The sequence below is a fragment of the Allobosea vaviloviae genome (genome assembly GCF_001298265.1).
Taxonomy (GTDB): Bacteria; Pseudomonadota; Alphaproteobacteria; order Rhizobiales; family Beijerinckiaceae; genus Allobosea; species Allobosea vaviloviae_B.
Genome location: NZ_LGSZ01000073.1, coordinates 1 through 11,147, shown reverse-complemented (window position 1 = coordinate 11,147; position 11,147 = coordinate 1). Strand labels below are relative to the sequence as shown.

The following is an 11,147-nucleotide window of genomic DNA, read 5'->3' as shown; positions in this document are numbered from 1 at the left end:
GGACGAGCTCGCCGAGGAAGGCGATATTGGCCGGGGTCAGCTCGAGGGCTTTCAAGGGCGCGCATCCGGTAGCCACGCCGTTCTTCAGCGTTAGGTAGGTGCCGCCCGACGCCCGCACGAAAATCTCGGCGCCGCGGTCCTTGTCGAACATGACGCGTTGGCAGCCGAACTTTTCCGCCTGGGCGAGCAGGAAATTCTGCAGCACTGTTTTACCGGAGCCCGACGGCCCGCAGATGAAGGTGTTGCCAAGATCGCCCGCGTGGAAGGAGAAGTGATAGGGCGAACCCGACGCCGTCTTCAGCATGGCGACTGACGGTCCCCAATGGTTGCCAACGGATCTGCCGGCCGGATGACTGTGGAACGGCGACAGCGCCGCGAGATTGCGGGATGTGATCGCGCCGGACCGGGCACGGTGCTTGAACAGGCCTGGCATCTGCGCCCAATAGGCCGCCTCAAGCCCAAGATCCTCACGCGCCACGACAGCGCCGGCCTCGGCCAGCACGCGACGGGCCGGTGCCATCGTCTCCAGCAGAGCCTTTGGGTTCTCAGCGCGGACCAGCAGCGACAGATGGTGGTCGCCCATAACAAAACGGTTGGATTCCAGATCGTCCAGCGCGTCGTTGAGGTCATCGATCTGGGAGGCAGCAACATCCTGGGTCGAGACGAGCTGGTTTTGCTTGCGCGTCAGCACTGTCTTGGCGTCGGCTTTCGATAGGAAGGCGAAGCTTTGCGAGAGCACGAACTCGAACGGCGCCGACAGCAGGCCGTTCAGCATGCCGGGCCTGGTCGAGGCAGGGTATTCCTTCAGTCCGAACATCCCTGAGAAGAGCGAGCCGCCGGCGGCGCGGCTCTCGACCGCCTCGCGGCCGAAGATGACTCGGTTGGTGTAGATCGCCGAGCCGATGCGCCCTTGCGGCAAGGCCGTTGGCAGATCCTCGCTCGACGCCAGCAGATGCAACAGCCGCATTGGCTCCGAGAACAACAGGCCGTTGTCATCGACGAGGCCGAGTTGAGTGGCGCCATAGCGACCAAGTGCCGCCGTGATATCGCGTGCGGCGTCATTCAGACGTTTCAGCGCGGCGGCATCGACCTCCCCTCCCCCGCGACGCGCCTGGCCAAGGCGTGACACGAAACCGACGGCGGCCTCCGCCCGATCGCGTCCGGGATGGGCGACGACGGTCAGGTAGAGCTCATTGCGAAAGAGCTTTGTTCCCTGAAGCGCCTTGCGATAGCCATGATCCAGATCGCGGGCGAAGCCGGAGGAGAACTCGCCCTCAGGATAGCCAGTATCCCGCCGCCGGATCAGATGCGTCCAGATCGCGAGACGATCGTCGGCGAGATTGCGAAGCGTGAGATTGAGTTTGGCGTGCAGATCATTGAGGTCGCCGATATCGGCGGTCTCGAAGGCGATGCCGTCGAGGCGGATCGTCGTCATAAGCGCTCGGGTCGAGAGGCTTATGACGGACTCGGTCACATGTCGGACGTAAGGCAGATGAACGGCAGGCTCGACCTCGCGACCCATGAGGCGGGCGGCGTTAGCCATGGGCCACCTCGGCTGCTTTGTAGCGGCGCACGAGGCGCAACGGTGTCGGCGACGAGCCGCCCCAGAACGCGCCATTGCGCGCACGACCACGGGTCTCCAGCCAGGCGACAAGCAACCGGAACTGGTTTGGATCATGCCGGCAGATCGCACGGCAGGTCAGGTGGATCGGCAGGGCGATCAGCCCCCAGACGATCGAGCCCGCCATCAGGAACAGGATGCAGGACGCCATCACGTTGATGGCCATCGCCTCCATCGTGACGCCCGCGATCATCGCAGGGCGCGTGCAGGCAAGGAACAGTGTGTCCTCGGTCAGACGCTCGGGCTCGCTCGTCATCGCCACGAGCCTACTTGCCGCCAGTGAGCGTCGAGACGACTTCCGAGGCGCCGAAGACGATGGCGACGCCCAGCACGACATAGGCCGCCTTGCGCAGATCGAGATAACCGAACATCCAGGCGATGCCGACGATGATCACGGCGAGCGTCGCAAGCAGGCGCGCGACATTGCCGGTGAGCATCGTAACGATGTTTTGCAGCACGCCCTCGATGTTGGCGGTCTGCGCGAGCGCGGGTTCGGCAGCGAGAAGAACGAGCGCAGCCCCTATGACGGCTGGCGCGGCGAGTGTTCGGATTGGCAGGGGCATTCGTGGTCTCCAGGCAAGCGCATTCAACGCCGCACATCGCGTGCGGTCGGGAAAAAGGAATTGGGTTGGGCTAACGGCTGTAGATCAGCAGCGCGGAGCCGCGCTGCGCGCCATAGACGATCCAGGACGGCGGGTCCTTTGCGGACGCGATCTCCTCTTCAGGGCCATCTGACTTCGTCTTACGGCGCGAAGCCGTGTCGGGCTTGGCTGCGGCTGCAGGAGGCGCTGCGGTCCGATCGGATTTGAATGAACCCGTGGCTCTTTCGCTCGCGGCGGCATCGTCGAGGCCGCTCGACACGAGCAGCGCCTTCCGCTCTTGAAACACGCGCCCGACGCCGGCGATGTGGGCGCACGGGTCGAATGCAGCGGCGATGGTGAGCCCGGCCGCTTTCAAACCTGCGGCATCAAGCTGAGCCAGCCCGACCCGAACCGGATGCCCTGCTGCCGCGGCTTCGCTGGTAAGCGCGATGGCCTCAGGTTTCGAATCGGCCAGAACCCTGATCGGCCGCCTACCCGCGATCGTCAGCAGCAAGGGCTCGAACTCGCTCGCCTGGCGCATGATCGCGGCAACCGGCCGCGCCAGCGTTGGCGCCGTGCAGCGGTCGATCAATGTTTCGATGTCGGCGGCCTCCATCAGAACCGCACCCGTGTGCTGACGCCGTCCGATCCGGTCACGTCGATGAAATTGGGTTGGGCGCGATGACGAGCCGCCTGGATGTCATGCGGCTGGCACGCCTCATCGGCGCGGTCGCAATCACGGACCGGCTTCGCCGATATGCATGACGGTTGGCTGGCGCCATCACGCCCAAGCTCACGCAGGACGTATCCATCCTGGCAGGGCTCATAAGGATCGTAGCCGACAGGCGACGTGCTCTGTCCGGCGGCGGAACAGGTCGGAAAGGCCCCTCCCCGCTTCATGTGCGACCAAAGCCGCGTCACAGGTGGGACGCAAGCCGCGTACTGCGTCGGCCCGCCCGGACTGGCGAGGCAGAGCAGGACGGTGCATCCCCAGTCGTCGGCGCGGGCGGCGCCAATCGATAGGCCAACGATGCCAGCCGTTAACAATGTGACTTTGATCATGTCCTGGTGCTCGTGAGCTTCAGGCGGCCAATGGCAGCGGCATGTCGAGCGGGAGAACTGGACCAGCCAAATCACCGTTGCGACGGATTGCCTCGAGCGCGTCCTGCTCGACCGGCAGCAAGCCTGCGACCGCGACGGTCGATCCGATGCGCTGCGGCGCGCCGAGGCGGTCCAGCGTCCATCCGGCCCGACGCAGAATGCGCTCCATCCGCAAATCGGTCACGGTCGCGATCGACGCTAGCCCCCTCGCCTTGCCCCATTCGAGCATGGCGGCAAACAGCATGAACGTCGCCTGCCGCAAGCCGCCGTCGGTAGTGACGTCGGTCGCTTCGGTGTCGACGCAGAAGCGCGAGCTTTCCGCGACGAGGTCGGAGTGTGGTGCGGGCCCACCATCCAAAAGCTCGGGAAAGGTGTCTGCCAGCATGTTCGGGCCTGTCGTCGGCAGCAGTCGAACGCAGCCAAGGACAGCGCCGCGGTCGGCAACGGCCAGGTAAGTCGCATCCAGCGTGTCGTAGCGATCCATCTCGAAATCGCCCGTGGTCGAGACCGACCAGTCGAGCCGGTCCTTGAAGACCTTTCGCCGCAGGCGGTGCATGCCCATGAGCAGCGAGATGTTGGCGCCATATCCGGCGCGGCTCAGTTCGACGACCTGCATGGCCTCCTCCGAATCGCGTTGATCTGGAGGCCAATCAATCAGACGCGGGCTTAGACCGAACCTGTCGGATCTGACAGGGCGGTTTCTCTCTCAGGTTGTGCCGCTCTATCGCCACATCTTCCCGGCAAAGGCCGTCGGCATAGATCGCAAAGGATGATCAGGCGCGTGAAGCAAGGCGCCGCAACACAACGGAGACCCGATGAAATCGGTGGAAATGGCTTATCAGGAGCTGGTCGATGGTCTGCATTCGTCGGCCGCGGAAGCGGAGTTTGGGCGCGTCGGACAACGCGTCGCCGAGAGCATGGGGTTCCGCTACTTCGCCTATCTCGGCTTTGGCGAAGCCGATCCGGTTTTGATCTCGTCTTATCCCAAGCGCTGGAGCGAGCACTATTTCTCGGAAGGCTACCAGGACGTCGATCCCGTGGTCGCTTTTGCCCGGAGCGGGCGCTCAACGCTGCAATGGACACGCGAAGCCGCGCGTCAGTTCCCGCTGCGCGCCCAGAAGCGGCTCTTCGATGACGCCGACGAGTTTGGCATCCGCCATGGCGTCTCGGTCGCGATCGCCGGCGGCTTCAATCGGTTTGCGGCTTTCACTTTCGCGGTCGACGAGCTCAACTCGGCACACGGAAGGATGATCACGGAAGCAAATGATATCGTCCAGTTGATCGGGTTGGCATTCCACGCTCATGCCGATGCGAAACTGGGACTGCTGTCGCCGCGCAATGAGGCTGTGCCTCTCACCCAGCGCGAGCGTGAATGCCTCACATGGGCTGCTCGTGGCAAAACGATGGACGCGACCGCGATGATCATGGGCGTCACGCCACGGGCGGTGAAGTTCCACCTCGATAACGCCAGGGCGACCCTTGGGGCCGAGACCTTGCCGCAGGCGGTCGCGATTGCCCTGCGGTCGCGGGGGATCTGCTAAGCCCGATATCCGCTCTCTGGAGATGCAGTAGGAAAGCGAGAACGAACGAGGGCTTGTGCTGACTGCGGCTCATGGACGAAGGACATCGAAAGATATACATTCGCCGAAGTAGATCAGGAGGATGACATGCAGGTTGCGCGTTGGGGAAACAGCTTGGCCGTGCGTCTGCCCTCGTCAGTTGTCGAGGCGCTTGACCTGAAAGAGGGCGATGAGATTGCGATCCAGATCGCCGGCGAACGCGCGTTCGATGTGGAGCGCGATCGGAGCCGTGAAAGAGCGCTGGAACGCATCCGCATACTTCGTAGGCCCCTCCCCCCAGGATGGCGCTTCGATCGCGAAGAGGCGAATGGGCGGTGACATCACCGAACGAGTTCATCGACACGAACGTGTTGATCTACGCTTTCTCGAGCGACCCTAAATCGGTTCCGGCTGAAGCGCTGCTGGCCAAAGGATGTGCGACGAGTGTCCAGGCGCTCAACGAGTTCGCCAATGTCGGCCGCCGAAAACTCTTGCTTGACTGGCGCGAATTGAGCGATGCGCTCGACGCCATCAGGGCGTTGGTGAAACCGATCGCCGCGCTCGATCTCGACGTCCACATCGTCGGGATCAAACTTGCTGAACGATACCAACTGTCCGTCTACGACTCCATGATGGTGGCGGCTGCATTGCGTCTCGGCTGCGCGACATTCTGGTCAGAGGATATGCAAGATGGCCTTTGTGTAGATGGTCGCCTGACAATTCGAAATCCGTTCGCGGTTGGGCAAATCTAACCGCTGGCGTCGGCGCGCCATCGCGCAAAGGGAAAAGTTGCCGGCCGGCAACTTCGGTTGGCAGCTCGCTTTGAAGTTAACTACTCGTTAACCCTTAATCGCTTGCCAGACTCAGGGAATCGGGCGATCTTGTCACGGCAATTAGCGCCATGCGCGCTCCTTTCCGTGTTTACGCGAGCTAGCTGTGGAACCTGCCCACAATCTTGTTCAGCCCAAGAAGGCGATCCACGAGTTGGTGGGCGCTCATGCGCGCGAACTATCATCGAAGCTCCATGCTCACAGGCTCCAACTGTTTCCACCGGAGGCCAGGAAGACGCTTAGGCGCTTTTCGTCGATCGAGGCCGCCAAACTGATCGGCATCAATGACGGCTATTTGCGGCGGCTGTCTCTCGAAGGCAAAGGCCCGCAAGTCGATGTCGGCCGGCAAGGGCGGCGGTCATACACAGTCGAGGACATCCAGGCGCTCCGCGAGTTTCTCGATATAGGCAGCAAAGCCGATCGTAGATATGTCCCACGCCGTGACCGCGACGAGCATCTCCAGGTCATCACCGTGGTCAATTTCAAGGGGGGCAGCGGCAAGACGACGACCGCGGCCCATCTGGCTCAGTATCATGCACTGCGCGGCTACCGCGTCCTGGCGATCGATCTCGACCCGCAGGCGAGCCTATCGGCGCTCCACGGCTTCCAGCCGGAGTTTGACGTCGGAGACAATCAGACGCTCTACGGCGCGATCCGCTATGACGAAGAGCGCCGGGATCTGAAAGAGATCATCAGGAAAACCTACTTTGCCAATCTCGATCTAGTGCCAGGCAATCTCGAGCTAATGGAGTTCGAACACGAAACTCCGAAAGCTCTGATGGGCCCGAAGCAGCTGGAAACGATGTTCTTTACCCGAATGGATGCGGCGCTGGCATCGGTCGCAGACGACTATGACATCGTCGTCGTCGACTGCCCTCCCCAACTCGGTTTTCTGACGCTATCGGCCCTGTGTTGCGCGACGGCGGTTCTCGTTACGGTTCATCCGCAAATGCTCGACGTCATGTCGATGTGTCAGTTTTTGATCATGACCTCCGATCTGCTCGGCGTCGTCGCCAATGCCGGCGGCAACATGGGCTATGACTGGATGCGCTATCTCGTCACCCGATATGAACCCGGCGATGGTCCTCAGAACCAGATGATGTCGTTCATGCGTTCCATGTTCGGAGAACATGTCCTGAATTACCCCATGCTGAAGAGCACGGCCATTTCGGATGCGGGAATCACTAAGCAAACGCTCTATGAGGTCAGTCGCGACCAGTTCACTCGTTCGACCTATGACCGAGCGCTCGAGGCGTTGGACAACGTCAATAGCGAGATCGAACAGCTGATCCTCTCCGCTTGGAGACGAAGCTGATGGCGCGTAAGAACCTCTTGGCCGGGCTGCTCGACGAAAAGTTGCCGGCCGGCAACTCGGCGGCCATGCCTCCGCTTGCCAGCCCGACACAGCCGATTCGAGGCCTGCAGTCGAACGCATTTGGCCCTCGAGGTGGCGCCATCGGCGCGGTGACGCGTTCGATTGAACAGCTAAAGGCGCATGCGGTACTCGACCTCGCAGCCGACCTGATTGATGCGTCACTGATCGCCGATCGTCTGGCGGACGCAGGCGATGACCACAACCTGCTGGTGGCATCCATTCGAGAGCACGGCCAGCAAGTGCCCATCCTGGTGCGGCCCCATCCGGACCAAGAAGGCCGATATCAGATCGCCTACGGTCGGCGCCGGCTGAGAGCCTTGAAAGAGCTCGGCCAGACCGTTCGGGCTATCGTTAAACCTCTGTCGAACGAGCAGCTGGTCGTTGCGCAGGGGCAGGAAAACAGCGCCCGGACGGATCTATCTTTTATCGAGAAAGCTCTCTTCGCCGCCCGCCTGGAAGAGGGGGGATTTGATCGCGAGACGATCATGGCGGCTTTGTCGGTCGACAAGTCTGGCTTGTCCCGGCTGATCTCCTCGGCCGTCAAGATTCCCTATGACATCATCGAGTCCATCGGGCCTGCGCCAAAGGCTGGGCGTGATCGTTGGATCGAGTTGTCGGCGAGGCTCGACGGCGCGGCTGCCATTGAAAAGGCACGTAAAGCGACCGCCGCAGTACAGTTCCCTGCATTGAGTTCAGATGAGCGCTTCAGCAAGATCTTCGAGGCCGTGGCGCCGAAGAAGGCAAAGGCTGTGCGGCCAACAATATGGAAGTCCGACGATGGTCTTCGTATCGCCAGCATTCGAGATGACGCGAAAGCGCTGACCGTCACGATCGACAAGAAAGTGGCCGCCGATTTTGGTGCGTATCTTGTCGAGACGATTCCCGAGATCTACGCGGCATTTAAACGCCGCGCAGGAGCGTGAACCGCGTATGTTCAACACCAACGGAGCGTTTTAAGCAAAGAAAAAGGCCCCCGAAACTGAGTTCCGGAAGCCCTTCTCATTCCTGGCAGTCTGAGAATCGCACTTCCACGAATCACCGTCAAGAGTCTCGTGTGAGATTCAGCGCCGTTTCGGCGAGCAGTTTTCCTTTGCCCTAAACGAGGCAAGGATCATGGAAACACGACTTTCGACGACGCCCTTTGGGCGGCGGTCGCTGACACTTGCCCATGTGGCAAACCAGGCGGTCGCAAAAACGCGGCCGCCCGAAAAGGCGGTCCACAAATGGAATATCTTCCGGGCGATCTGCACGGCCAAGAACGCGCTCGGCGTGCCCGAGCGAGCCTTGGCTGTCCTGGACGCGTTGCTGTCCTTCCACCCCGAAACAGTCCTGACGGGCGAAGGCCTCGTGGTCTTCCCATCGAACCACCAGCTCGGCCTGCGTGCGCACGGCATGCCGATGGCGACGCTGAGGCGTCATCTGGCGGCCTTGGTCGATGCCGGCCTGATCGTCCGGCGCGACAGCCCCAACGGCAAGCGTTACGCCCGCAAGGGCAGGGGCGGCGAGATCGAATTCGCCTTTGGCTTCGACTTGGCGCCGCTCGTCGTGCGATCGGAGGAATTCGAAGCTCTCGCGGCCGAGGTCGCGGCCGAAGCTCGGGCGCTGCGCCTGGTCCGTGAGCGCATCACGATCTGCCGGCGCGACATCGCAAAAATGATCGCGACGGGGATCGAGGAAGGCGTTCCGACACAGGCAGGTGGGCAGGGGCCGGCCGACTGGGCCGAGATACACCAGCTCTATCGCGGCATCATGATCCGGATTCCGCGCATCGCTACGCGGCAAGCCCTGGAGCCAATCGCCGACGAACTCTCGCTCTTGGCCGACGAAATCCTCAACCTCCTGGAAACGCATATCAAAACTCAAAAAATGAGCGGCAATGAGTCTCAGAATGAGCGTCACATACAGAATTCAAATCCAGACTCCCCTGTTGAACTTGAACCTCGCTTTCCAGAAAGCAGGGGGGTTGGTTTGGAGATCGTGCCGGAACCGAAGCGGGTGCCGGATGGGACGTTCCCGCTGGGCATGGTTCTGGACGCCTGTCCCGACCTCATCGACTATTCGAAGGGCGGAATCGCCAATTGGCGCGACTTCTTGGCGACGGTTGCCGTCGTCCGGCCGATGCTCGGGATCAGCCCAAGCGCCTGGGAGGAGGCGATTGGCGTCATGGACGAGGTCCAGGCCTCGATCGTGGTGGCGGCGATCCTGCAGCGCGGCGAGGCAATATCCAGCGCCGGCGGTTATTTGCGCGAGCTGACCCGCAAGGCGCAAGCGGCGGAATTCTCGATCGGGCCGATGCTGATGGCGCTGATCGGCAGCCGCAAGCGCGAAAAGAAGCGGGCGTGATCGTGATGCAGCGCGGCCACGCTCTGTCTGGATGTTTTGCTCAGGGCTATCGCGGCCTTGCAGGCGCCGCCGCGAGGGCTTGTGATGCTAGCCATGGCAAAATTGTCCCGATCGATCCTGACTGTGCTTTTCTCCGGTCGCCACGCCGCACTGGGTGGTCGCTCGGCTCGCGAACGGGCGGCCAATCTGGCGCGGATCGCGGCGGCCTATAGCCGTACCGAGCTCGAGGCGGAAAAGGGCATTGGACCCGCGCGGGCGACGGCGGTCGAGCATTGGCTGGAAGGGCAGGGTTCTTCGCTGCGCGCCGAGCAAAGCTGTTCGATCTCGGCGAGCGTGAGCGTCGAGATGGTCGCGGTCGGCAACGCCGGCTCAGAAGTGCAATGACGGCCAGCCTCTTCTGCCCGGCAACCATGTGTCCGCTCTTCGCGGCAAACGGGTCGCGTTTCAGCGGGGCGGTCAATGCGCGGTGCGAGCGCGGGGGCTGCCGCTGGTTCGACGGCACGATCTGTCAGGCCGGCCGGCCGGGTGGCGATTGGCGAGGTCGCGATGGCCTCTGCCAGGCAAGGTGGGTCTTGGCCGCGCCTGAGCGATTCGATGCGTCGCCGCGCGTTCGACTGCCCGCGCGCGCATGAATGTTCCTGTCAGCAGCAGTCGCCGGGCGGCCTGTGTGCTCTGCGTCGCGCTTTGGCGCACGGGCTCGATCCCCGCCGCTGTCGATAGGAGGCTACCGGGGCGGGTTCGAGGAGCGCTGTTCCAGGCGCAACAGGGCCGCGGCTCGACGCATTTTCTCCTCCTTCCAGCGCGCCTCGACCTGATCGGCGATCAAATCCCTGTCGGCGATGACGATGCGCAGCATGCCGAGCTTGAACGAGACCTCCGACAGCAGCGACAACTCGTCTTCGGGCAGGTCGTAGGCGCCGCCATCGAATACAGGCGCCAAGGCCGCCTTGGCCGCATCGACGGCCTGGTCGAGCTGCGCGCAGAAAAGCTGTCGGTTGTCGTCGCTCATCGGCATAGCTGCGTCTTTCGTGAACCGTCTGGAAGCATGCAGGCTGTCGGACCCGAGAGGAAGCTCATACCGCCAGCCGCGCGGCCTTGCCCAGCGCCTGGTCGGCATCGTTGTAATAGCGCGCGGCCTGCTGGACCGAGCGATGCTGCGACTGGCGCATCGCGGCGGGCAGCGCGACGCCGTTACGGGCCGCTTCGGTCAGATAGCCCGAGCGCAGCCCATGGGCGGAGAACTCCACCGGATCGAGCCCGGCCATGGCGCAGCGGCGCTTTAGGATGAGATTGACAGCTTGGGGCGTGAGCGCGCGGTCGTCGATCGCCTCCCAGCGGTCGATCGCCCGAAACACCGGCCCCTTCTTGACATCAGCCCGCTCGATCCATTCGCGCAAAGCCGTGACGGGCGCCCCGATCAGCAGCACCCGGGAATCATCGTCGTCGGCCTGGGCCGTTTTAGTGCGCCCGAGCGCGATCGCCATGCAGGGCAGGCGCGGCGAATCCTTGTCATCGGGATCGAGCAGCACATCCGGCTCGACGGTGAGCTGCTCGAGCCGTAGCCTTGCGACCTCGCTCCGGCGGCGCCCGCCCGAGGCGAAGGCCAAAAACAGGATGGCGAGATCGCGCGTGTCGGCGAGACGCTCCGATTGGCAGGTCGCGATCAGCCGGTCCAGGATATCGCGCGTCACCGCGCGCTTGCTCTTTCGCCGCCGCGGGCGGGCGCTGGCCCTGACC

Annotated in this window: 16 protein-coding genes; 7 read left to right on the top strand and 9 right to left on the bottom strand. The window is 62.9% G+C overall.

Annotated elements, in window-relative coordinates; genetic code table 11:
- The 6 genes from AE618_RS23635 to AE618_RS23615 form a co-directional block, all read right to left on the bottom strand.
- Window positions 1–1,543 (bottom strand): transporter (locus AE618_RS23635; protein ID WP_054211534.1); only part of this gene is annotated, 1,543 nt, incomplete at its 3' end.
- Window positions 1,536–1,877, bottom strand: a complete 342-nt coding sequence (locus tag AE618_RS23630) for a type IV secretion system protein VirB3 (RefSeq protein WP_054211533.1) — start codon at window positions 1,875–1,877, stop codon at window positions 1,536–1,538. The genes AE618_RS23635 and AE618_RS23630, both read right to left, overlap by 8 nt.
- A gap of 10 nt (window positions 1,878–1,887) precedes the next feature.
- On the bottom strand, window positions 1,888–2,184 hold the full coding sequence (locus tag AE618_RS23625) for a TrbC/VirB2 family protein (protein WP_082365528.1): 297 nt from the start codon (window positions 2,182–2,184) through the stop codon (window positions 1,888–1,890).
- A 70-nt stretch (window positions 2,185–2,254) separates the two neighbouring features.
- A complete protein-coding gene (locus AE618_RS23620) occupies window positions 2,255–2,818 on the bottom strand; it encodes a hypothetical protein (protein WP_054211531.1) in 564 nt (187 codons plus the stop codon).
- A complete protein-coding gene (locus AE618_RS28210) occupies window positions 2,818–3,264 on the bottom strand; it encodes a hypothetical protein (RefSeq protein WP_156330456.1) in 447 nt (148 codons plus the stop codon). Before AE618_RS28210 ends, AE618_RS23620 begins: the two co-directional genes overlap by 1 nt.
- A gap of 19 nt (window positions 3,265–3,283) precedes the next feature.
- Window positions 3,284–3,919 carry an acyl-homoserine-lactone synthase gene (locus AE618_RS23615; RefSeq protein ID WP_054211530.1) on the bottom strand — a complete coding sequence of 212 codons (636 nt, stop codon included), beginning with the start codon at window positions 3,917–3,919 and terminating at the stop codon, window positions 3,284–3,286.
- A 199-nt stretch (window positions 3,920–4,118) separates the two neighbouring features.
- Between AE618_RS23615 and AE618_RS23610 the strand changes: the two genes are divergently transcribed.
- The 5 genes from AE618_RS23610 to repB all read left to right on the top strand — a co-directional run bounded on the left by AE618_RS23610 (window position 4,119) and on the right by repB (window position 7,990).
- Window positions 4,119–4,844, top strand: coding sequence for a LuxR family transcriptional regulator (locus tag AE618_RS23610; protein ID WP_082365527.1), 726 nt, complete (start codon window positions 4,119–4,121; stop codon window positions 4,842–4,844).
- 126 nt (window positions 4,845–4,970) lie between these two features.
- Window positions 4,971–5,201, top strand: coding sequence for an AbrB/MazE/SpoVT family DNA-binding domain-containing protein (locus AE618_RS27580; RefSeq protein ID WP_082365526.1), 231 nt, complete (start codon window positions 4,971–4,973; stop codon window positions 5,199–5,201).
- Window positions 5,198–5,614, top strand: a complete 417-nt coding sequence (locus AE618_RS23600; RefSeq protein WP_248310997.1) for a PIN domain-containing protein — start codon at window positions 5,198–5,200, stop codon at window positions 5,612–5,614. Before AE618_RS27580 ends, AE618_RS23600 begins: the two co-directional genes overlap by 4 nt.
- Window positions 5,615–5,798: 184 nt before the next feature.
- The gene (gene repA, locus AE618_RS23595) at window positions 5,799–7,007 is read left to right on the top strand and encodes a plasmid partitioning protein RepA (RefSeq protein ID WP_054211526.1); all 1,209 of its coding nucleotides are present in this window, start codon (window positions 5,799–5,801) and stop codon (window positions 7,005–7,007) included.
- Complete coding sequence (repB, locus tag AE618_RS23590; RefSeq protein ID WP_054211525.1) at window positions 7,007–7,990, top strand: plasmid partitioning protein RepB; 984 nt, start codon at window positions 7,007–7,009, stop codon at window positions 7,988–7,990. Before repA ends, repB begins: the two co-directional genes overlap by 1 nt.
- Window positions 7,991–8,128: 138 nt before the next feature.
- Here repB and AE618_RS28955 read toward each other — a convergent pair whose 3' ends face one another.
- Complete coding sequence (locus AE618_RS28955; protein ID WP_248310999.1) at window positions 8,129–8,323, bottom strand: hypothetical protein; 195 nt, start codon at window positions 8,321–8,323, stop codon at window positions 8,129–8,131.
- Between AE618_RS28955 and repC the strand changes: the two genes are divergently transcribed.
- Together repC and AE618_RS23580 are read left to right on the top strand one after the other, a co-directional pair.
- Window positions 8,238–9,410, top strand: coding sequence for a plasmid replication protein RepC (gene repC / locus AE618_RS23585; RefSeq protein ID WP_248310998.1), 1,173 nt, complete (start codon window positions 8,238–8,240; stop codon window positions 9,408–9,410). The genes AE618_RS28955 and repC overlap by 86 nt on opposite strands.
- Before the next feature lie 57 nt (window positions 9,411–9,467).
- Window positions 9,468–9,794 carry a hypothetical protein gene (locus AE618_RS23580; RefSeq protein WP_156330455.1) on the top strand — a complete coding sequence of 109 codons (327 nt, stop codon included), beginning with the start codon at window positions 9,468–9,470 and terminating at the stop codon, window positions 9,792–9,794.
- A 340-nt stretch (window positions 9,795–10,134) separates the two neighbouring features.
- Here the strand turns inward: AE618_RS23580 and AE618_RS23575 are convergent, their stop codons facing one another.
- Complete coding sequence (locus tag AE618_RS23575) at window positions 10,135–10,419, bottom strand: hypothetical protein (protein ID WP_156330454.1); 285 nt, start codon at window positions 10,417–10,419, stop codon at window positions 10,135–10,137.
- A 64-nt stretch (window positions 10,420–10,483) separates the two neighbouring features.
- On the bottom strand, window positions 10,484–11,147 hold a 664-nt coding region (locus tag AE618_RS23570), incomplete at its 5' end, for a tyrosine-type recombinase/integrase (protein WP_156330453.1).

What these genes read in the sequence shown, in the direction of transcription:
- AE618_RS23630 (WP_054211533.1), bottom strand. Translation starts at nt 1,877, where the DNA reads ATGACGAGCGAGCCCGAGCGTCTGACCGAGGACACACTGTTCCTTGCC.
- AE618_RS23625 (WP_082365528.1), bottom strand. Translation starts at nt 2,184, where the DNA reads ATGCCCCTGCCAATCCGAACACTCGCCGCGCCAGCCGTCATAGGGGCT.
- AE618_RS23620 (WP_054211531.1), bottom strand. Translation starts at nt 2,818, where the DNA reads ATGGAGGCCGCCGACATCGAAACATTGATCGACCGCTGCACGGCGCCA.
- AE618_RS28210 (WP_156330456.1), bottom strand. Translation starts at nt 3,264, where the DNA reads ATGATCAAAGTCACATTGTTAACGGCTGGCATCGTTGGCCTATCGATT.
- AE618_RS23615 (WP_054211530.1), bottom strand. Translation starts at nt 3,919, where the DNA reads ATGCAGGTCGTCGAACTGAGCCGCGCCGGATATGGCGCCAACATCTCG.
- AE618_RS23610 (WP_082365527.1), top strand. Translation starts at nt 4,119, where the DNA reads ATGAAATCGGTGGAAATGGCTTATCAGGAGCTGGTCGATGGTCTGCAT.
- AE618_RS27580 (WP_082365526.1), top strand. Translation starts at nt 4,971, where the DNA reads ATGCAGGTTGCGCGTTGGGGAAACAGCTTGGCCGTGCGTCTGCCCTCG.
- repB (WP_054211525.1), top strand. Translation starts at nt 7,007, where the DNA reads ATGGCGCGTAAGAACCTCTTGGCCGGGCTGCTCGACGAAAAGTTGCCG.
- AE618_RS23575 (WP_156330454.1), bottom strand. Translation starts at nt 10,419, where the DNA reads ATGAGCGACGACAACCGACAGCTTTTCTGCGCGCAGCTCGACCAGGCC.